The following is a 17,113-nucleotide window of genomic DNA, read 5'->3' as shown; positions in this document are numbered from 1 at the left end:
GTGGCGCCGGCCCGGAAGGGGCAGGCCACGAGGGGTTCGTCCGCCTCCTCCCCCCGCGACCAGGGCGGCGAGCAACCGGACGGCGGCGGCGCCGAGCTGGGGGCGGGGGATGTCGAATCCGGTGGGGGCCGGTTCGTCCGCGAGATCGGCGGGCGGGCTGCCGAGCAGGGCGAGGCTCAGCTCGCCGGGGCAGTCGAGCCCGGCCTCGTCGACCGCGGCGCGCAGGGCCCGCCACGGGCTGCCGGTGTCGGTCTCCTCCGCGACGAGGGCGGTCACCCCGTCGTCCAGCCACTCCCGCAGCCGCTCGGAGGAGAGCGTGCGCGCGGGGTCGGCGGTACGGAAGACCGCGTCGGGGCCGGCGGGCAGTCCGGCTTCCTCCAGGCCCTTCAGGAAGCCGTGTTCACGGTCGGTGGAGGCGGGCGCGTCGTCGTCCTCGCGGACCAGCACGATGCGCCGGTGACCGAGCCCGGCGAGCTGGGCGACGACCTCGCGGCTGGCGCTCACGTAGTCGGCACCGACCCAGGCCAGACCCTCCAGTTCGTCCCTGCGGCCCACGTGCACGGCGGGAAATCCGTCTCCGATCAGGCGCCGCAGCTCCTCGGTGGGCACGTGCCGGCCCAGGAAGAGGCAGCCGTCGGCGAGCCGGACCCGGCTCAGGGCGTCCGGCCCCGCGGCCCCCGCGCCTCCGGAGCTGGAGCCGGTGAAGAGCACGAGGTCATAACCGCGGGCGGCGGCCTCCTGCTCCACACCGACCAGGAAGGGGTAGTACGAGTGCTGCACGTCCGTGGGGAAGGTCGCGGTGAAACTGAAGACACCGAGCAGGTCGTTGCGCGCGGCGGCGAGCCTGCGGGCCGCCGGGTCGGGCACGTAGCCGAGGCTGAGGGCCGCGTCGAGCACCCTCTGCCGGGTCTCCGGCGAGATCGCGGCGCCCTGCTTCTTGCCGCCGAGCACCAGCGAGACCGTGGCCTGCGAGACCCCGGCCAGCCGGGCCACCTCGGCCTGGCGCGGCCGTGAGGTGCGGCCCGGGGGCGTGGCAGCCCGTCCTGACCTGGCTCGCCTGCGTGTTTCCTCCACCGGCACTCCCCCTCGGGCCTGAACCCGTCCATTGTTAATGCGCATTACTAATGCGCATTAACGGCACTCTGGGCCCTCGGCGAAGCTGACGTCAAGAGGGTGGGCGGGACTGTTTGCAAGGACGGGCTCGGGGGGGGCCGTGAACGCCCGACAAAAGCGGTGCGGGGAATGTCGGGTGACCGGGACCGGTGTCGCCGCACGATGAGGGCATGGACGACACGACCTTGGTATCCCGCTTCCTCCGCGACGGCTTCGTCAAGCTGGACGGGGCCGTCGCGCCGCGCGTGGCAGCGGACTGCGCGCGGCTGCTGTGGCGAGAGACGGGCGTCGCCCCGGACGATCCGGCGACATGGACGCAGCCCGTGCACTGGGTGGCCGGTATGGCGCAGGGGCCGTTCGCCGCCGCACCCAACTCCCCGTCCCTGCATCGCGCGTACGACCTGCTCGTCGGCGCGGGACGCTGGGAGCCGCGCTACTCGCTGGGCACGTTCCCGCTGCGCTTCCCGCACGAGGAGGAGCCGGACGACGCGGGCTGGCACATCGAGGGGAGCTATCTGCCCGAGGGCGAGAGCTGGTACTTCACGAATCTGCGCTCCCGCGGCCGGGCACTGCTGATGCTGTTCCTGTTCAGCGAGGTCGGTGAGGAGGACGCCCCGACCCGGATCCGGGTCGGCTCACACCTCGACGTGCCGAAGGTGCTGGAGAAGTACGGGGAGGACGGGGCGAGCGGGCTGGCCCTTGCGCCCGATCTGGTGGCGGCGTCCGACCACCGGCCACTCGCCCTCGCCACCGGGTCCCCGGGCGACGTCTTCCTGTGCCATCCGTTCCTGGTGCACGCGGCGCAACCGCACCATGGGGTGCGGCCACGCTTCATGGCCCAGCCGCCGCTGATGCCGGCCGCGCCGTACGAACTGGAGCGGGCCGACGGCGCGTACTCACCCGTGGAGATCGCGATCCGTCGGGGCCTGGGGCAGGACACCCCCGGTCCGGACGGTGACGGCACCGACCGCGGCGCCGGGTAGACACAACAAGTGGCCGACTCGGCCGCGCCCGGACGCGCGCTAGGGGCTGTCTTCAGTTGTGATCAAGATCGGCGGTACCTGCCGATCCGGTAGGACTGTGGTGTGACGCGTACGCAACTCACGGACGAAGAGTGGGAGTTCATCGGGCCATTCCTGCCGGTCGGCAGGTTTGGCCCGTACCCCGACCGGCTGCGGGATCAGTTCGAGGGGGTGATCTGGCGGTTCCGCACCGGCAGTCAGTGGCGGGAGATGCCCGAGCGGTTCGGCGCCTGGCAGACCGTCTACAACCGCTTCATGCGATGGCGGGACGCGGGTGTTTTCCAGGCCCTGCTGGAAGAGGCGATCGCCGAGGCCGTCCGCAGGGAGGAAATCGACATGTCGCTGGTCAGCGTGGATTCCACCACCACGCGGGCTCATCACGACGCGGCCGGCATGCGGGTCAGCGAAGAGACCCTGGCCGCGCTCGAAGAGGCGGCCTCGCAAAAGGGGGAGCGTCCGGGGAACAAGCCGGACAGGACGGCGAAATCGATCCGGTCCGCGCCGAACGCCGACGCATCCGCTTACGACGGCGGGCACGGCTGAAGGCCGCCCTGCTCGGGCGGTCCCGCGGCGGGCTGACCAGCAAAATTCACCTGGCCGCCGACCGGCGATGCCGGCCGATGGCGCTCCTTCTGACCGCCGGGCAGGCCGCCGACAGCCCCCAGTTCATCCCAGTCCTGAGCAAGGTGCGGGTCCGTCTACCCGTCGGCCGTCCCCGCACCCGGCCCGCCGCCGTGGCCGGCGACAAGGCCTACTCCTCCCGCGCCAACCGCGCCCACCTGCGCAAACGCCGTATCAAGGCGGTCATCCCGGAGAAGAAGGACCAGGCAGCCAACCGCAGGAAGAAAGGCAGCCGGGGCGGCAGGCCCGTCACCCACAACGCCGATCTCTACCGCGATCGCAACACGGTTGAGCGGGCCATCAACAGGCTGAAGGACTGGCGAGGCATCGCGACCCGCTACGACAAGACGTCCGAAAGCTACCTCGCCGGACTGCACCTCCGCGCAGCGACCATCTGGATCAGCAGCCTCCTGAAAGCCGATTGATCACAACCGCAGACAGCCCCTAGGCGAGGAGTCCGCGCATCACGGTCTCGGGCAGTGCTGGATTGGCGGCCGCGTGCTCGCCCAGTTCCTGGTCGTCGAGGAGGGCGAGCAGGCGCCCGGCCGGCAGCCGGGGATGGCGCGTCGCCCCCGCGCGGACGGCCGCGTCCGGGTCGCGGGTGAGCCGGTCGGCGGTGCCGGGCCCGAGATCGGGGTCCAGGACGGCCAGGCGCCGTTCGTCGGGTGCGTCGGCGTCCGCGAAGCGCGCGCCAAGTCCCGTGACGGGGAAGCGTGGATGCTCGGTGAGCAGGTCGCGGGCCGCCCCGCGGTACTCCAGGTAGCTGCGCAGCAGCAGGGGCGGCGGCGCGGCCGGGTGGTTGTGGGCGAGCAGGACTCGTACGCCCAGGTCGTCGTCGTGCGCGAGCCGTGCGACGAGCGCGGCGGGCAGCGTGGGGTCCTGGGCGGCCCGGCGGCGCAGCAGGGGGTGGCGTGAGCGGGCGTACGCGGCGGAGGTGTCCGGGTCGGGGGCGGGGCGGGTGTGGTGTTCGACCGGTCCGAAGTCCTCGTCGGTGTCCACGGTGTAGTCGACGGCCGCCCGTTCGTCCTCGGTCAGCTCGGGCCGCACGGAGATCGCGGTGCGTACCCGCGGGTCGGGGTCGCGCGCCAGGATGGTCACCAGTGCGGGGGCGAGGTCTGCGCGGCGGGCCAGCTCCAGTCGCACCTTCGGGTCGGGGTGCTCGACGAGCGGGGCGACGACCTCGGGCGGGGTGCTGTAGTTGTGGGCGAGGACCCAGGAGTTGTCGTAGTCGGGGTCGCGCAGCAGCCAGTCGACGACGGCCTGGGAGAGGCGGTAGTTCACCAGGATCAGCAAGGTCCCGTGATTGCGAGGCACCGGGAGCGGCCCCAGCCTGCGTTCCATCGCCTCCGCGTCGTCGGTATCCAGCATGTGTTGCGCGCTCGCCCTCACCTGCGGGTGAGGGTCGTTCAGCAGCGCCGCCCGTTCGTTCTCGGACAGATGGGCCCACATGGTGGTGGCCATCCGCCGGACCGAGGCCATGGGATGGCTGCCGTACGAACGCTGGAAGCGGAAGGGAATCTGACGGGAGAAGTACAACTCCTCCAGACAGTCCCCGTCGTAGGTCGTGAGCATCCGGTCGATCACCCGGTCCGGGAGCGGGCGAACGGGCCGTGTCCGGTGGGGACGGGCGGCCAGGCGGGCCCGGACGAACCACTCGGGATCGTCCACGAGCCGCCCGCGCACCCCGGGGTCCACGAACGGGTTACGGGCCAGGGCCCTGCGGACCCGGGGATGCGGGTGCGTGACGATGGCGGCGGTCACCACCTCGGGGAAGGAGGGGCGCCGGGAGGCCAGCGCGGACCAGGCGCTCTCGTACTCCGGTTCCAGCAGCCGCAGGAGCAGGTCCGCCGGGGCGGCGGGGTTGACGGCGAGGCCATCGAGCAGTGCGGTCATGCCAGTCCCCCATCCCGACCGCGTCCCGCGCCACCCCGGCCGTCCCGTCGTCCCGTCGTCCCGTCGTCCCGTCGTCCCGTCGTCCCGTCGTCCCGCGCATCGTACGGCGAGAGTACGGGGAGAACGGAACGGGTTCGGCCACCCACCCCGCCGTCACGCCCGGGCGCGAAGGGCGGGGAACGTCTCAGGCACGGCGCGTGGGAAGTCCGGCCACGGCCCATTTCGCCCGCGTGGACAGTCCGGCGAGTGCCTTCGCCGACTTCTTGCCGATCGTGTCCAGCAGGCGCCTGCCGTGCGCCATGGTCGCACGCGCGAGTTCCGCGTCACCCGCCTCGACCGCGGCGAGCGTCAGCTCCAGGTGCTGCTCGGTGATCATGCGGCCGAGTCCCCTGCGGTGCCACTGCCGCACCGTTGCGTCCGGGGTCGTGCCGTCGGCACCGACCGCCGCCCGTGCCCGTTCCAACGCCCGCCCCGCTGCCGCGAGGTCGCCCTTGCAGCGCTCCAGACGGGCCAGGACGTACGCCTCCGATGCCCGGTCCCATCCCGTGTCCTGAATCGAGAGAAGAAAGAACTGGGCGCGGGCCGCCTGCGGGTAGTCGCCGATGCGCTCCAGCGCGCGACTCAGTTCCCGCAGCCGGTCCGCGTACGGGCCCGTGTCGTCCAGCATGCGGATGAGCGCGACCCGGGCGTTCTCGACGCGCCCCTGCCGGTGGGCCAGTTCGATCCAGGTGAACTCGCTCTCCGCGGCCAGATCCCGCCCATACCGCCTCCCCTCCTCGGCGCGGGCCCACTCCACCGCCCCGGCGCCGCCGGTGACCTGCCCGTAAGTGGCCGACCGCAGCAGCGCGACGTCCCTGTCCTGCCCGTGCGAGGCCACCAGCATCGCGGCCAGCCGCCGCTCCTCGAACCGCTCGGTCCGGGCGGCATTCTCCTGCTCCAGCAGGAAACGCAGATGCGGCAGGTCTCCGTCACGGCGGTCGAACTGCGCCGCGCGCAGCACCCCCGCCCGCAGCACCGGATCCCCCGCTACCTCCTCTCGCGCGTCGAGGTCGCCGGTGCGCATCCGCCCCAGCGCCTCGCGGCCCGGGCCGAGGACGATGTCGCGCAAGGGCTGCCGGAAAGGTTCCTCGAGCTGGTAGGCCAAGAGGTATCGGGAGTTGAGCAGCACGTGATCCGGCTCGGTGCGCTTGGGAGCCGACTCGGACAGAGCGAAGAGTTCGACCAGCGGCCGGTCCGGCAGCCCCAGGCCGTGGATCAACGCCGCTCGCTGCGCGTCCACGTCGGGGGCGAAGTCCTCCCTCGCTTGGTCGTCCGCCGCACGTATCGCGGCGCGCAGGCCCTCCTCGTCCATCTCGGCGGTGATGGTCTCGCACCACCAGGGCAGCCGGACGACGATCTCGAGCGCCTCGCTGACGCTGTCGGCGAGCAGCGAGGCGTACCCGTCGTCGGACGCGTGGAGCACGGCCGTGCCCCCGGACAGGAAGTACGTGCCGCCCGTGTCGTCACCGGCGATCGGTTCCAAAGGCGCACCGGACGCCAGATGCACCTGGGGACAGTGACGTGCCCGGCCCACGTCGAAGTCGAACGGAAACGCGGCAAGTTCGGCCAGATCAGGGCGGGTGCGCAGGAGTTCCAGTACGCGGTCGGTCATACGGCCGAACCCTAACGAGGCTGCTGGCGACCAGGTCCGGCTGGTCGCCCAGCGACCAGCCCGCCGACCGTTGGGGTCCAGGAGGCCCTTTGCGCGGATTGACAGTCCGGCGCCCATCGCGGACCGGCGTTTTCTCCCTGGTTCACGAAGACGCGCCGGGCGGGCGGGCGGAAGGCTGTGCGGCGTCACTTCGCATCCCCTTCCGAGGAGGAACACCGAATGACCCGACACGGAATCAGACGCCTCACCGCGCTGCTGGCCTGCACCGCCGCCCTCACCGGCGCCGCTCTCGGCGCCGGTGGGACGGCTCAGGCGGCGCCCTCGGCGAAGGCGCCCACGCTCTCGGCGGCGACCACCTGCACCGACCCCAAGACGGGCGTGCCGCTCACCGCCACGATCGAAGGGGACAGGAACGCCAACGCCATCTGGGGCACACCGGGCAGCGTCGTCAATGCCTTCTCGGGGGACGACTGGGTCTTCTCCGACCTGATCAGCTCCTCGGCCGTGGTCTGTCTCGGTGACGGATCGGACAACTTCAACCCCAGCGATCCGACCAATGTGTCGGTGGGGACGTACTTCGGCGTGAGCGGCCAGAACGGCAACGACAACATCACGGGCGGCACGGGGAACGATTACCTCTTCGGCGACAGTCCCGACAACGCCTCCCACTCCGGCAATGACACCCTGATCGGCGGCCCCGGCTACGACGTCGCCAACGGCGGTCCCGGGATCGACCGGTGTGACGCCGAAGTCGAGATCAACTGCGAGCTCTGAGGACGGGCGCCGGGGGGCGTCGTAGGCCACTGTCCCGTCGGCGCGCCGGGCTCAGGTCGTCCAAGCACCGGAGGAGGCCCTGGCGACCACCGCGCTCAGGATGCGGACGCCACGGGCGGATCCGGGGTCGACATCGGTGAGTTGCCGCACCCGCTGGAGACGGTAGTCCAGGGTCCGCGGATGGATGTTCAGCGCCGCGGCGGTGTTCCTGCGGTGCATGTCATGGGCGTAGTACCGCTCCAGGGTGGCGAGCAGCTCGGGTCCCCGGGCGAGGCTCCGGGCTATGCCGGACAACCAGGTGTCGATCTCGCGGTCTTCGGCGACGGCAGTTCGACGAAGACATCGGCCAGGGTGTGCAGGCGACGGGGTACGGGCTGGAGCGGAGCCGCCAGGCTGATGCGCTGGGCGCGCGCGTACGCGTCGGCCAGCGCGCGGACGCGGCCCGTACTCGTGCCGATGGCGCAGGGCCGCGCCACCGCCTGGCCGACGTCGCGGACGAAGGCGAGCGCCCGGTCCCGCGCGGACTGATCGCGAACCGGCTGGGCCGTACCAGGAGCGCGGTCCTGGTCGGCAGGCACCAGGGCCACCAGCTCCTCCGCCCGGGGCCAAGCCATCGGCACCCGGTGGCGGGTCAGGAGGGCTTCGACGATCCCCTCGCATCCCGCGGCGGCGCGTCCTGCGGCGGCCGGGGCGTGGCGGCCGGGGACGTGGACGACCACCACCTCGTACGATGCGGCCAGGCTCATGCCGACGGCGCGGGCGAGGCCCGGGGCCAGGGCGTCGTCGGCGAGGAGGGCCATGGTGAGCGCGCGGACCTGGGCCACGAAGGGCAGGTGGCGCTCCTGCTCCGCCGCATGGCCGCGGCTGTAGGCGTCGATGCCGCGTGTGCCCTGCGAGGTGAACCAGGTCATGACCCGCATCAGTTCATCGGCGTTCTCCGGACCGGACGCCTCCTGGATCTCCCGGAGCATGAGGTTGGTGTGCAGACCGAGGACCCGCCGCCGGGACGCGGCGGACATTCCCGTTCTGGCCCGCGTCGCGCCCATCGACGCGATGTGGTCGAGATCCTCCTGGGTGAGGGGAGTGCCCTCGGGGGCTAATTCCAGGGTCCGGCGTCTGAGCCAGACCGCGTAGTCCAGCGCTTCGGCTCTCAGTCGGCCGTCGTCCTCCACGAACCGGTACTCGGGGATCTCCCGTCCGTAGACCTCCACTTCATGGCGTGCGTCGTCCAGGGTGCGCCGGGCCAGTTCGGCGAAGAGATGACTTCCCATCGGTCGGTGCCTCCGTCAGTCTTTCGGGAACTCCCGCAGGACCGCACGGGGACAGCTGTACGCAGGGGCGGTGCTCCGCGCGGCGTTCCCGATGTCGGATGGGTCGAGGCCGAGCATGCCACCACGCGACGGCGGGCGGTCGGCACGGACCGCGTTCCGTGCGCGGAAATTCACCTCGCTGCGCCGCCGCCGTCCGCCGAAGTGGTGAGGCGTGGTGGCCGACCACCAGCAGCACCGATAGCGTCAGCGACCAGCATGAACGGCTGCTTCATGCCTCGTCGTTCGGCGCGGCGGCGGTCGCATACGCCGAGCATCGTCCGGACTACGCGCGGGCCGCAGTGCGCTGGGCGCTCGAGCGCGCGCCCGGCCCGCGCGTGCTCGATCTCGGCGCCGGAACCGGCAAGCTCACTGCCACGCTGGTCGCGCTGGGTGTCGAAGTCATTGCTCGACATGGCCGTAGCGGGACCCGAGATCGCCAGGGTCCTCGCACCCGGCGGCATCCTGGCCGGCCTGTGGAATGTCATGGACGACGGGGTCGAGTGGGTTGCCGGGCTCGCGCGGATCAGCGGAAGCGCGGCCATCGGCCCGCGTGACACGCCCGCCGGCTGGCGCGCCGAGACGGCCGACATGCACCGTCCGAGGAAGGGTGCGGCCGCCCGTTTCGGCTCGCCGGAGCAGGCCGAGTTCCCCCACGGGCAGCTCCGCACCGCCGACTCTCTCGTCGCGACCATCGCGACGCGCGCGGGGATGCTGGTCCTGCCGGACCAGGAACAACAGGCCACGCTGGGCCGGATCCGCGCATTCCTCGCGAGTGATCCGGAGACCGCTCGCGGCGAGTTCACTCTCCCGATGCTGACCGGCGTGCTGCGCGTCCGACGGCTGTGAAGCTTCGGCCTCGTACCTTCTCTGAGCTACCAGTTGAGGCAGTACGTTGTGCCGATGACCGATGCCGTGCCGCCCGGCGGCGCTGTCCTTGACGCGGATGAACTGGATGCTCGGTGGGCGGATGCCTGGCGGCCGGAACAGGTCGCGGAGCGGTTGGGCGGGGTCAGTGCGCCCTGGTGCGTCGCGGCAGGGTGGGCGCTGGATTTGTTCCGCGGAGGGCAGTCGCGACCCCACGGCGACCTGGAGATCGCGGTACCCGCCGCGGAGTTCGCGGAGATTCGCGACCGCTTCCCCGAGTACGTCTTCGACGCGGTGGGTTCGGGGCGGGTCTGGGCGAACGCAGGAGCTGAGGCGCTCGCGGCCACGCATCAGACCTGGCTGCGGGATCCGGCGAGCGGACAGTTCCTGTTCGATGTCTTCCGCGAGCCGCACGAGGGCGGGACGTGGATCTGTCGGCGGGACGAGAGCCTGCGGCTGCCGTACGACGCGATCATCGAACGGACTACGGACGGCATCCCCTATCTGGTGCCGGAGCTGGTGCTGCTGTTCAAAGCGAAGGCGGCACGGTCCAAGGATCAGGCGGACTTCGACGGGGTCCTGCCACTGCTGAACCAGGCGCGGCGCGACGCTCTCAGCGGGTGGCTGACGCGCGTGCATCCCGGGCATCCCTGGCTGGCGAAGCTGACGAGGCAGTGACAGCGTTATCTGGTTCCGCGCGCAGACCGCTCGCTGCGTGACATCCACAGGACCGCTTTTCCGGAGACACGGCGCCCGCGGAGGGCCTCGGCGGCCTCGGCAAAGTGGTCCCAGGGCCCCTGCCGGCCGATCTCGACAGGGAGGGCCCCCTCAGCGGCCAGCCGTCCAGGCCGATCAGCACCTCGTGGCCGCCGAAGTCGACCAGTCCCTCCCCGCGGGCCGTCGAGCCCACGGACGCGATCACGTGGGCACCGGCCCGAGTGCCCACCGCCGGGCCGGTTCCGTCGGCGGCAGCCTGAACCACCACCCCGGCCGCGTCCGACTGGGCGGGGTGGGCAGCGCCCGTAGGGCGACGGATAGCCTGGGCCCGTCAGCGAAGATCACAGAAGGGCGGAAGCACATGGCAGACATCATGGAGACGGCGGCGCGGAAGGTCTTCGAGCGCTACGACGTCGACGGGGACGGCCTGGTCACCGCGGACGAATACCGTAAGGTCGTGGCGGAGTTGGAGGGCTCGGAGATCACCGAGTCGCAGGCCCAGGAGCTGATCGACTCGCTCGACACCAACGGCGATCGCCAGATGTCGTTCGAGGAGTTCTGGGCGGCCATGAATGGCTGACACCGCCGGGTCCGGCACGTGAACGTGTCGCAGGCGGTGTGGCCCCTTCCCGCCATCGCGTGGAATGCGGGCGCGGCACGTGCACCCTGACGGCGGTGGGCACCGCCGTCAGGGCCTCGTACAGTCTTCTCAAGGCGCTCCCGGGCCGTCAGCCGGGGAAGCGGGGCGGCAGCCAGGACGCATCCCAGCGCCAGGCCGCCCACTGGCCGGCGTCCGCGAACGGCCCCGCGCGGTCTTCGAGCATGGCCAGCACCTGGGCCCGGGCGAGTTCCACCGCCTGGTGCTCGGTGTCGGAAACGACCCCGAGGCGCCGGACGTGGGCGTACTCGTCCTCGTCCTTCCACCGCAGCTTGCTCAGGTCCGGGTCGATGACGAGGTCCACGGCCAGGTCGAAGGTGTCGAACCCGCCGGCCGTGCGGCGGGTGGGGTGCTCGAAGTTCACGTACCAGTTCCGCAGCCGATGCCCGTCGCCGTCGGGGACGTAGAAGGCGTTGACGCTGAACCACACTGCGGGCGGCTTCCACAGCATCTGCACCGTTTCCTGCCACACCGCAGAGGCCAGCTCCCACTCCCCCGTCGCCATCGCCTCGAACGCCTCCGTGCGCGCCGACGGTTCGCCGGAGTTCCGAGCCCGGGCGTACAGCGAGGGCCACCGGGCCTCGGCTCCGGGGCAGCAGGCCGTCACCAGCGCCGCATCGGTGTCGGCGATGACCCGCAGTGCCTGCTCGCTCCACGCCCGCCCCTGGTACACATCGCGCCGTACGACCGTCTGCCCGACCTCGAAGCTCCCCATCGCCCCTCCTTCTTCCTGGCCCCACCACACCGCAGCGGTTGCGAGCTGGGCTCTATCCGGTCGTCTTGGCCTCGGTAACGCAGGCGGGGTGGCCCCAGCCGTCAGGGTTCTTCGCGATGAGCTCGCCCTTTGCGTACGGCTGGCCGCAGCGGCAGCGGCCGGGGAATTTCGCCTTGATCGAACCGCCGCCCGGGCGGGTAGCCTTCGTTCGCCGTTTGGCGGTTGGCTGCGAAGCCGACGGGCGGCCGCGGCCGGTTGAGCGGGAAGCCGTCTGGGGCTCTGGCGGCGGCAGGGCGGATCCGAGCGAGGTTCCGGCGGCCTGCTGTGTGCGGGCGGTGTGGCTGGCGGCCCGGTCGGCAGCCGCGTTGAACGGGTCACCGTCGACCTGGTGGGCGGGAACGTAGACGAAATCGACTGTGCGGTCCTTGAGCAGTTCGTCGATACGCATCACGAGGCCCTGGTTGGCCACTGGTGAGCCCGAAGCCGTCTTCCATCCCTTCCTTCGCCACCCGGGCAGCCAGGTGGTGACTGCCTTCATGGCGTACTGGGAGTCCATCCGCACCTCAAGAGGCAAGGCCGGGTCGGTTGCCTCCAACAGCTCCTGCAAAGCGGTCAGTTCGGCCACATTGTTCGTCGCGGCGCCCAGTGGCCCCGCCTCCCAGCGTCCAATCTCGCCACCCGTGTCCGCGATGACCCAAGCCCAGGCCGCGGGACCGGGATTTCCTTTGGAGGCCCCGTCACACGCGGCAATGATCTGTTCACTCATACCCCCGATACTGCCAGGGTTCCCTTGAGCGCATGGTCATGGCTCCGGGTGCGCAAGAGCTCAGCCCCTGCGCTCGGCGGCAGGCCGCCGGATAACGTCTCCCCATGGCCATGCAGCTGCTCCCCTCCCACGGCACCCTGGTGAACCGCATGATCGAACTCGCGGACCTCCCCTGGAGCCGACAGGCATTCGAGGACGCCTTCGCACGCAACGGCTGGTGTCACGGCCAGGACCCCGACGCGCCGGGCGTGGGCTGGGAGGAACCCTGGTGGATCAGCGGGGAGGAACTGGTGGACGACTGGTGGCTGCTCCTCGGAGAGGCTCCCGGATGCCGACGACAGCCGGACCCCGCCGCCGTCTGCGATCACGCCGACTGCCGGACGGGCTGCTTCGTGGAGCACCCCTTCGCCTATTTCACCGATCCCCAGGACCCGCGGGAGTGGGACAACGAGTTCGGCCCCTTCCACAGCCGGCCGGATGTGGACCCCGAGGCCACCGCCGAGGACTTCGCCGCCCTGTACCAGCGCATGTCCGAACTGTTCCGCACCCACCTCGGCGACCCGCTGCCCGAGGGCAGCTACCCGCCCTTCGACGATGAGGAGACGTTCCACGAATGCCTGGTGTGGGAGCGGAACAACTCCTGGGTGGTACTGCTCATCGCCGAAGACCAGATCACCTACGGCGCATACGACCGGGCAGGCATCCAAGTACGACCCAGAATCTGACCCCGGAAGGCTCCGACGGCTTCCGCGACGGCACCGGGAGCTTCCACAGGCACCAGGTGTCCGGCTTCAGGCTCAACCACGTCGTTTCCCGCAGCCAACACCATCATCGGGGCCTCGGTCGTCACCGTGACGGGCGGCTGCGGCGGGCGGGCGCGACCAGCAGCAGGCCGGTCAGTCCGGCCGGCCGGCGGGCCGCGACGAACGTCTCGACCACACGGATGAGGTCGTCGGCGAGCTGGTCGAGGTGATAGGGCCCGGGCAACGCCTCGGTTCGCCGGGGGGATAGCCCGATGCCGAGTTCTCGGGCTGGCACGATGGGGTCCGCATACGCGAAGTGGTTCGCTGACGGCATGGGAACCACTCAGCGCCACGGGGCGCGCGTGTCCGCATGGGTGCGGGTAGGAAGGGGGCTGGGCCTTCTTCCGGCTTCGGTCAGGAGGCTGGCGGAAGGGATCAGGCTGTCCCGGGGGCCTCAGGTGGTGCGGGGTGGATGTGGGATCGCGTCAGGGCTGTTCGGGTGGGTTGTATCGCTGCTGGCGGGCCAGGCACTGTTCAACGCACTGCTGTATCCGCTGGTCGACGCGCACGATTACCAACACTCCTGGGGTGGGCCCACGTTGGTGGGTGCCTGGCTGGTACATGCCGCGGTCGCGGTGCCTGTCGTGGTGGCGGCGCTCGGAGTGCTGCGCGGCACGGTGGCCGTCGACCGGGCCCATGAGCGGTTGCTGTCCGTCAGACGGCGTCCCTCGTGGCCGATTCTCTTGTCGGCGGTGCTTGCGGTCGGTACGGCGCTACTCCTCAACGCTTGGGTTCATCAGCTGTAGGGGGGTGGGAATCGAATACACCAGAAAGGAGCCGTGGCGGTTGTTCCCGCTGGTCAGTGGAGAGACAACATCCTTGGTGGACCTTCGGTGTTCGCATCAGACGCGAAGGCTTCGCGTCTGATGCGAACACGAGAGGACGGGCATCCGGTAGTAACGCCCTACTTCGGCGCCTGGAAGCCGCCGATCTTCTGCTCGAGCAGTTCGGCCAGCCGCAGCGGGGTGCGGTCCTCGAACATCGGGCCGATGAGCTGCACTCCCACCGGCAGACCCTCCGGAGACCGGCCCGCTGGTACGGCGGTGGCGGGCAGGCCGGGCATGGTGGCCAGACCGGCCCAGACGAGCTGGTCGAAGTACGGGTACTCGACGCCGTCGATGTCGATCCGGCGTTCCAGCGGATTGGGGTTGTGGTCGTGCGGGAACGCGGCAGTGGGCGTGATCGGACACACCACGGCATCGAACTCGGCGAAGAGCTGCCGCCAGCCGTGGCGGTGGAGTTCGCGACGGCTGTTGACCTCCATCCAGTCGCGGTGGCTGAACACCATGGCGCGCAGCCGCGCCGCGTCGAGACTCTGGTCGTCCGCGCTCAGTGCGGCGGCGCGGGCCCGCATCTGCTCGTACGCCTCAATGGGAAAACGCGCGACGGAGCCCGAAACCAGCAACTGCGTGTAGAGCGTCCCGGCTTCGGCCAGATCGGGCAGCAGCGGAGTGTGCCGTTCGACGCGGGCGCCGCCGTCGGCGAGCGCGTCGGCCACCCGGTTCACGCCCGCCCGCACAGCCGACCCGGTCGGAATGAGCGGGTGATCGTCGACGACCAGGACCCGGAAGTCGCCGAGCCGCTCGTGGCGCGCGGGCGGCAGCGTCACGTCGTACGCCACACCGTGCGTCAGCGGATCCGGTCCGGCCATGATGTCGAGCAGGAGCGTGAGGTCGCGGGCAGTGCGCGCCATTGGACCGACGACGGCGAGGTCGAGGTCGACCGGCAATGGCGGTGCCGGCGGCGCGACCATGCCGCGGGTTGCCGCCAGTCCGAGTGTCGGCTTGTGCGCATAGATGCCGCAGAAATGCGCGGGGGTACGCAGCGAACCGGCGAGGTCGGAGCCGATGGACAGCGCGCAGAATCCGGACGCCAGGGCCGCCGCTGATCCGCCGGAGGATCCGCCCGACGTGCGATCGTGATCCCACGGATTGTTGGTGGTGCCGTAGATCTCGTTGAAGCTCTGGATATCTTGCAGCCCCAAGGGCACATTGGTCTTACCCAGCACCACCGCGCCTGCGGCCTTGAGCCGCGACACCTGTACCGCGTCCTCGGCCGGCACATAATCCCGGTGTTGCGGCATGCCCCAGGTCGTGGGCAGTCCAGCCATGTTGTAGGACTCTTTGACCGTCACCGGAATACCGAGCAGCGGCCGGACCTCGCCGCGGGCGCGCGCCTGGTCGGCACCGCGCGCGGCGGCCCGCGCACGGTCGAAGTCCGGCACGCAGATCGCGTTGAGCACCTTGTCGTCGCGCTCGATACGGGCAATCGCCTCATCGGTCAGTTCCGCCGAGGTCACTTCACCGGCATGCAATGCGGCCGCCAACTCTTCGGCCGTCTGAGAACTCCACTCCATGAATCCGACCATATTGGCCTCTGGAGCGGGGCACGAAATGCCGATTCGCGCAACGGGCTAGATATCTCAACTTATGAGGTTGCTCTCCGCCCACAGAAAATTCGCCCGACCCGCGCAACGTGATTCTCATAAATGACAGCCGAGCCGCTGATACGGCTTCAGCCGCACCACCAGGGCCGGCAGGTGCTGATCGTTCTGGGTCTTGCTTCGTGGACCGCTGGAGCCTGCGGCTGGACGGTCCTGCCGTCCACGGGGTCATGGCGCTGGTCCAGCCGGTGCTGCGGCCGGACGGTGCGCCCGCGGTGCTCAAGCTCCAGCCCGTGGACGAGGAGACCCATGGTGAGCCCCTCGCGCTGCGCACGCCCATATGATCACGGGGTCATGGCGTGCGCGCAGACAGGGGGAGCATGTGGCCAGGGTCGTGGAGCTGGTGTCCTATCCCATCAAGGGGTGCGCCGGAATGCGGATGCGCACCGCGGTGCTGACGTCCGCGGGTCTCGCCCATGACCGCAGTTTCATGGTCACCAATGAGGAAGGTGTCTTCCGTAGCCAACGGCGCGACCCGCGGCTGGCCTTGATCCGCCCCGAGATCAGCTCCGACGGACTACGGCTGGTGTTGCGTGCCCCGGCCCTGGATCCGGTCGGGATCGACGTCGATGTCTCTGGTCGGCCTCGAGAGGTCGATCTGTTCGGGGCGCCGTTCAGAGGCATCGACCAGGGTGACGAAGCCGCCGCGTGGCTGTCCGACGTTCTCGGCGCCCCGAGCCGTCTGGTGCGGGTTCCGGCCGACCACGACCGGGTCACCGACGGCCGTACGCCCGGCACGTCCGGGTACGCCGACAGCTGTGCCATCCACGTCCTCTCCCGGTCCACCGTGGAACTGCTGAACGAGCGGCTGAGCGAGCGCGGCGCCCCGCCCCTCCCCATGGACCGCTTCCGTCCGAACATCGTCGTGGACGGCTGGAACACACCGCACACCGAGGACCGCGCCCACCGGATCACCATCGGTGACACGGAACTCGGTTACGCCAAGCTCGCCATCCGCTGCGCCGTCACCATGGTCGACCAGCAGTCCGGTGCCAAGGCTGGCCCCGAGCCACTGCGCACCCTGGCCACCTACCGTCGCGCTGCCGAGGGCGGCATCGCCTTCGGCACGAAGTACGCCGTGCTGTGCCCCGGCAAACTGTCCGAGGGCGACGAAGTGCACGTCACCTCCTGGGGCGAGTCGGAGGTCTGACGGACCGCTCCTCCTCGAACTCCCGCGGGGTCAGTCGACACGCACCGCTCGGGCCAGGAAGTGGTGTGCCGCGTCCTCGTGGCAGAGCAGGTCCCAGCCCGTCGCATTCAGTGCGGGGCGCAGGTTCTCCTCGGCCAGCAGGTCGTCGGGGTCCAGGGGGCGGCCGTGGCGGGCGGCGCGCTCTGCGCGGCCGGAGCGGTGGAAGAGCAGCAGGACGCCGCCGGGGGCGGTGAGGCGGGCCCACTCGCGCAGAGCGGCCGCGGAGTCGGGAACGTGGTCGATCAGGCCGGCGCTGAAGATGCCGTCCAACGACCCCGTCGGCAGGGGCAGTCGGCAGGCATCGGCGAGGAGTAGTTGGGCGAGGGAGGCACGTCCTTCGTATGCGGCAGCGGTGAGCATGGCCGGGGTGAGGTCCACGCCGAGCACGGCGCCCTTGGGGCCGACTTCGGTGCGCAGGGCGGGCAGGGCGAGGCCGGTGCCGCAGCCCATGTCCATGGCCCGCTGCCCCGGGAGCAGTTCCATGCGGGTGACGGCTGCCGCGTATCGGGGGCCGTCGGCGGCGAAGTGTTCCTCCCAGGTCGCCGCCCGCGAGGTGAAGAAGGCGCGGGTCGCG

At 70.7% G+C, this 17,113-nt stretch carries 18 protein-coding genes and 2 pseudogenes; 9 read left to right on the top strand and 11 right to left on the bottom strand.

What is annotated here, in order from left to right; all coding sequences use genetic code 11:
• Nucleotides 1-993, bottom strand: a pseudogene (locus tag SSOG_RS45020) (LacI family DNA-binding transcriptional regulator); the annotation flags it as partial.
• 290 nt (nucleotides 994-1,283) lie between these two features.
• Between SSOG_RS45020 and SSOG_RS45015 the strand changes: the two are divergent.
• Both SSOG_RS45015 and SSOG_RS49995 read left to right on the top strand, forming a co-directional pair.
• Nucleotides 1,284-2,096, top strand: coding sequence for a phytanoyl-CoA dioxygenase family protein (locus SSOG_RS45015; protein WP_039940294.1), 813 nt, complete (start codon nucleotides 1,284-1,286; stop codon nucleotides 2,094-2,096).
• Between the two features lie 102 nt (nucleotides 2,097-2,198).
• A pseudogene (locus SSOG_RS49995) lies at nucleotides 2,199-3,181 on the top strand (IS5 family transposase).
• Nucleotides 3,182-3,200: 19 nt separating this feature from the next.
• Here the strand turns inward: SSOG_RS49995 and SSOG_RS45000 are convergent.
• Together SSOG_RS45000 and SSOG_RS44995 are read right to left on the bottom strand one after the other, a co-directional pair.
• Nucleotides 3,201-4,649 (bottom strand): hypothetical protein, encoded by a 1,449-nt coding sequence (locus tag SSOG_RS45000; RefSeq protein ID WP_009720997.1) that lies wholly within the window; start codon nucleotides 4,647-4,649, stop codon nucleotides 3,201-3,203.
• 184 nt (nucleotides 4,650-4,833) lie between these two features.
• The gene (locus SSOG_RS44995) at nucleotides 4,834-6,300 is read right to left on the bottom strand and encodes a hypothetical protein (protein ID WP_009720996.1); all 1,467 of its coding nucleotides are present in this window, start codon (nucleotides 6,298-6,300) and stop codon (nucleotides 4,834-4,836) included.
• Between the two features lie 219 nt (nucleotides 6,301-6,519).
• Here SSOG_RS44995 and SSOG_RS57760 point away from each other — a divergent pair, with 219 nt between their 5' ends.
• Nucleotides 6,520-7,074 (top strand): calcium-binding protein, encoded by a 555-nt coding sequence (locus SSOG_RS57760; RefSeq protein WP_039940293.1) that lies wholly within the window; start codon nucleotides 6,520-6,522, stop codon nucleotides 7,072-7,074.
• A gap of 51 nt (nucleotides 7,075-7,125) precedes the next feature.
• Here SSOG_RS57760 and SSOG_RS58145 read toward each other — a convergent pair whose 3' ends face one another.
• From SSOG_RS58145 to SSOG_RS58140, 3 genes are all read right to left on the bottom strand, one after another.
• Nucleotides 7,126-7,368 (bottom strand): helix-turn-helix domain-containing protein, encoded by a 243-nt coding sequence (locus tag SSOG_RS58145; protein WP_009720995.1) that lies wholly within the window; start codon nucleotides 7,366-7,368, stop codon nucleotides 7,126-7,128.
• Entirely contained in the window at nucleotides 7,356-8,345 is a 990-nt protein-coding gene (locus SSOG_RS44985; protein ID WP_009720994.1) for an RsbRD N-terminal domain-containing protein, read from the bottom strand. Before SSOG_RS44985 ends, SSOG_RS58145 begins: the two co-directional genes overlap by 13 nt.
• A gap of 170 nt (nucleotides 8,346-8,515) precedes the next feature.
• Nucleotides 8,516-8,797: a hypothetical protein gene (locus tag SSOG_RS58140; protein ID WP_342634405.1), complete on the bottom strand. Its 282-nt coding sequence runs from the start codon at nucleotides 8,795-8,797 to the stop codon at nucleotides 8,516-8,518.
• Between SSOG_RS58140 and SSOG_RS44980 the strand changes: the two genes are divergently transcribed.
• The 3 genes from SSOG_RS44980 (at nucleotide 8,787) to SSOG_RS44970 (ending at nucleotide 10,545) form a co-directional block, all read left to right on the top strand.
• Complete coding sequence (locus tag SSOG_RS44980) at nucleotides 8,787-9,230, top strand: hypothetical protein (protein WP_342634404.1); 444 nt, start codon at nucleotides 8,787-8,789, stop codon at nucleotides 9,228-9,230. The two genes, SSOG_RS58140 and SSOG_RS44980, sit on opposite strands and share 11 nt — an antisense overlap.
• A 54-nt stretch (nucleotides 9,231-9,284) precedes the next feature.
• On the top strand, nucleotides 9,285-9,926 hold the full coding sequence (locus SSOG_RS44975; RefSeq protein WP_039940292.1) for a nucleotidyltransferase domain-containing protein: 642 nt from the start codon (nucleotides 9,285-9,287) through the stop codon (nucleotides 9,924-9,926).
• A 400-nt stretch (nucleotides 9,927-10,326) separates the two neighbouring features.
• Entirely contained in the window at nucleotides 10,327-10,545 is a 219-nt protein-coding gene (locus SSOG_RS44970; protein WP_039940291.1) for an EF-hand domain-containing protein, read from the top strand.
• 148 nt (nucleotides 10,546-10,693) lie between these two features.
• Here SSOG_RS44970 and SSOG_RS44965 read toward each other — a convergent pair whose 3' ends face one another.
• Both SSOG_RS44965 and SSOG_RS44960 read right to left on the bottom strand, forming a co-directional pair.
• Nucleotides 10,694-11,338 carry a ribonuclease FAU-1 family protein gene (locus SSOG_RS44965; protein WP_009720990.1) on the bottom strand — a complete coding sequence of 215 codons (645 nt, stop codon included), beginning with the start codon at nucleotides 11,336-11,338 and terminating at the stop codon, nucleotides 10,694-10,696.
• A gap of 52 nt (nucleotides 11,339-11,390) precedes the next feature.
• The gene (locus tag SSOG_RS44960; protein ID WP_039940289.1) at nucleotides 11,391-12,104 is read right to left on the bottom strand and encodes a ribonuclease H family protein; all 714 of its coding nucleotides are present in this window, start codon (nucleotides 12,102-12,104) and stop codon (nucleotides 11,391-11,393) included.
• Nucleotides 12,105-12,208: 104 nt separating this feature from the next.
• Here SSOG_RS44960 and SSOG_RS44955 point away from each other — a divergent pair, with 104 nt between their 5' ends.
• Nucleotides 12,209-12,829, top strand: coding sequence for a hypothetical protein (locus SSOG_RS44955; RefSeq protein ID WP_009720988.1), 621 nt, complete (start codon nucleotides 12,209-12,211; stop codon nucleotides 12,827-12,829).
• A 121-nt stretch (nucleotides 12,830-12,950) separates the two neighbouring features.
• Here the strand turns inward: SSOG_RS44955 and SSOG_RS57180 are convergent, their stop codons facing one another.
• Entirely contained in the window at nucleotides 12,951-13,181 is a 231-nt protein-coding gene (locus SSOG_RS57180; RefSeq protein WP_245606537.1) for a hypothetical protein, read from the bottom strand.
• A gap of 630 nt (nucleotides 13,182-13,811) precedes the next feature.
• Complete coding sequence (locus SSOG_RS44945; protein ID WP_009720985.1) at nucleotides 13,812-15,263, bottom strand: amidase; 1,452 nt, start codon at nucleotides 15,261-15,263, stop codon at nucleotides 13,812-13,814.
• Nucleotides 15,264-15,472: 209 nt separating this feature from the next.
• Between SSOG_RS44945 and SSOG_RS57175 the strand changes: the two genes are divergently transcribed.
• Entirely contained in the window at nucleotides 15,473-15,634 is a 162-nt protein-coding gene (locus tag SSOG_RS57175; protein ID WP_009720984.1) for an aminoglycoside phosphotransferase family protein, read from the top strand.
• Nucleotides 15,631-16,500, top strand: coding sequence for an MOSC domain-containing protein (locus SSOG_RS44940; RefSeq protein WP_009720983.1), 870 nt, complete (start codon nucleotides 15,631-15,633; stop codon nucleotides 16,498-16,500). Before SSOG_RS57175 ends, SSOG_RS44940 begins: the two co-directional genes overlap by 4 nt.
• A 30-nt stretch (nucleotides 16,501-16,530) precedes the next feature.
• On the opposite strand, the gene SSOG_RS44935 is transcribed toward SSOG_RS44940, so the two are convergent.
• Nucleotides 16,531-17,113, bottom strand: a 583-nt coding sequence (locus SSOG_RS44935; protein WP_009720982.1) for a class I SAM-dependent methyltransferase, incomplete at its 5' end; no start/stop codon positions are given.

It is taken from the genome of Streptomyces himastatinicus ATCC 53653 (genome assembly GCF_000158915.1).
GTDB classification, from domain to species: domain Bacteria; phylum Actinomycetota; class Actinomycetes; order Streptomycetales; family Streptomycetaceae; genus Streptomyces; species Streptomyces himastatinicus.
Note: the sequence above shows the minus strand (reverse complement) of the source record. Positions and strands in the feature narration are given on the sequence as shown.

Coding starts and splice junctions, on each gene's coding strand:
- SSOG_RS44955 (WP_009720988.1), top strand. CDS start 12,209: ATGGCCATGCAGCTGCTCCCCTCCCACGGCACCCTGGTGAACCGCATG.
- SSOG_RS44965 (WP_009720990.1), bottom strand. CDS start 11,338: ATGGGGAGCTTCGAGGTCGGGCAGACGGTCGTACGGCGCGATGTGTAC.
- SSOG_RS45015 (WP_039940294.1), top strand. CDS start 1,284: ATGGACGACACGACCTTGGTATCCCGCTTCCTCCGCGACGGCTTCGTC.
- SSOG_RS44970 (WP_039940291.1), top strand. CDS start 10,327: ATGGCAGACATCATGGAGACGGCGGCGCGGAAGGTCTTCGAGCGCTAC.
- SSOG_RS44940 (WP_009720983.1), top strand. CDS start 15,631: ATGATCACGGGGTCATGGCGTGCGCGCAGACAGGGGGAGCATGTGGCC.
- SSOG_RS44985 (WP_009720994.1), bottom strand. CDS start 8,345: ATGGGAAGTCATCTCTTCGCCGAACTGGCCCGGCGCACCCTGGACGAC.
- SSOG_RS44975 (WP_039940292.1), top strand. CDS start 9,285: ATGACCGATGCCGTGCCGCCCGGCGGCGCTGTCCTTGACGCGGATGAA.
- SSOG_RS44995 (WP_009720996.1), bottom strand. CDS start 6,300: ATGACCGACCGCGTACTGGAACTCCTGCGCACCCGCCCTGATCTGGCC.
- SSOG_RS58140 (WP_342634405.1), bottom strand. CDS start 8,797: ATGTCGAGCAATGACTTCGACACCCAGCGCGACCAGCGTGGCAGTGAG.
- SSOG_RS57760 (WP_039940293.1), top strand. CDS start 6,520: ATGACCCGACACGGAATCAGACGCCTCACCGCGCTGCTGGCCTGCACC.
- SSOG_RS45000 (WP_009720997.1), bottom strand. CDS start 4,649: ATGACCGCACTGCTCGATGGCCTCGCCGTCAACCCCGCCGCCCCGGCG.
- SSOG_RS44945 (WP_009720985.1), bottom strand. CDS start 15,263: ATGGAGTGGAGTTCTCAGACGGCCGAAGAGTTGGCGGCCGCATTGCAT.
- SSOG_RS57180 (WP_245606537.1), bottom strand. CDS start 13,181: ATGCCGTCAGCGAACCACTTCGCGTATGCGGACCCCATCGTGCCAGCC.
- SSOG_RS44960 (WP_039940289.1), bottom strand. CDS start 12,104: ATGAGTGAACAGATCATTGCCGCGTGTGACGGGGCCTCCAAAGGAAAT.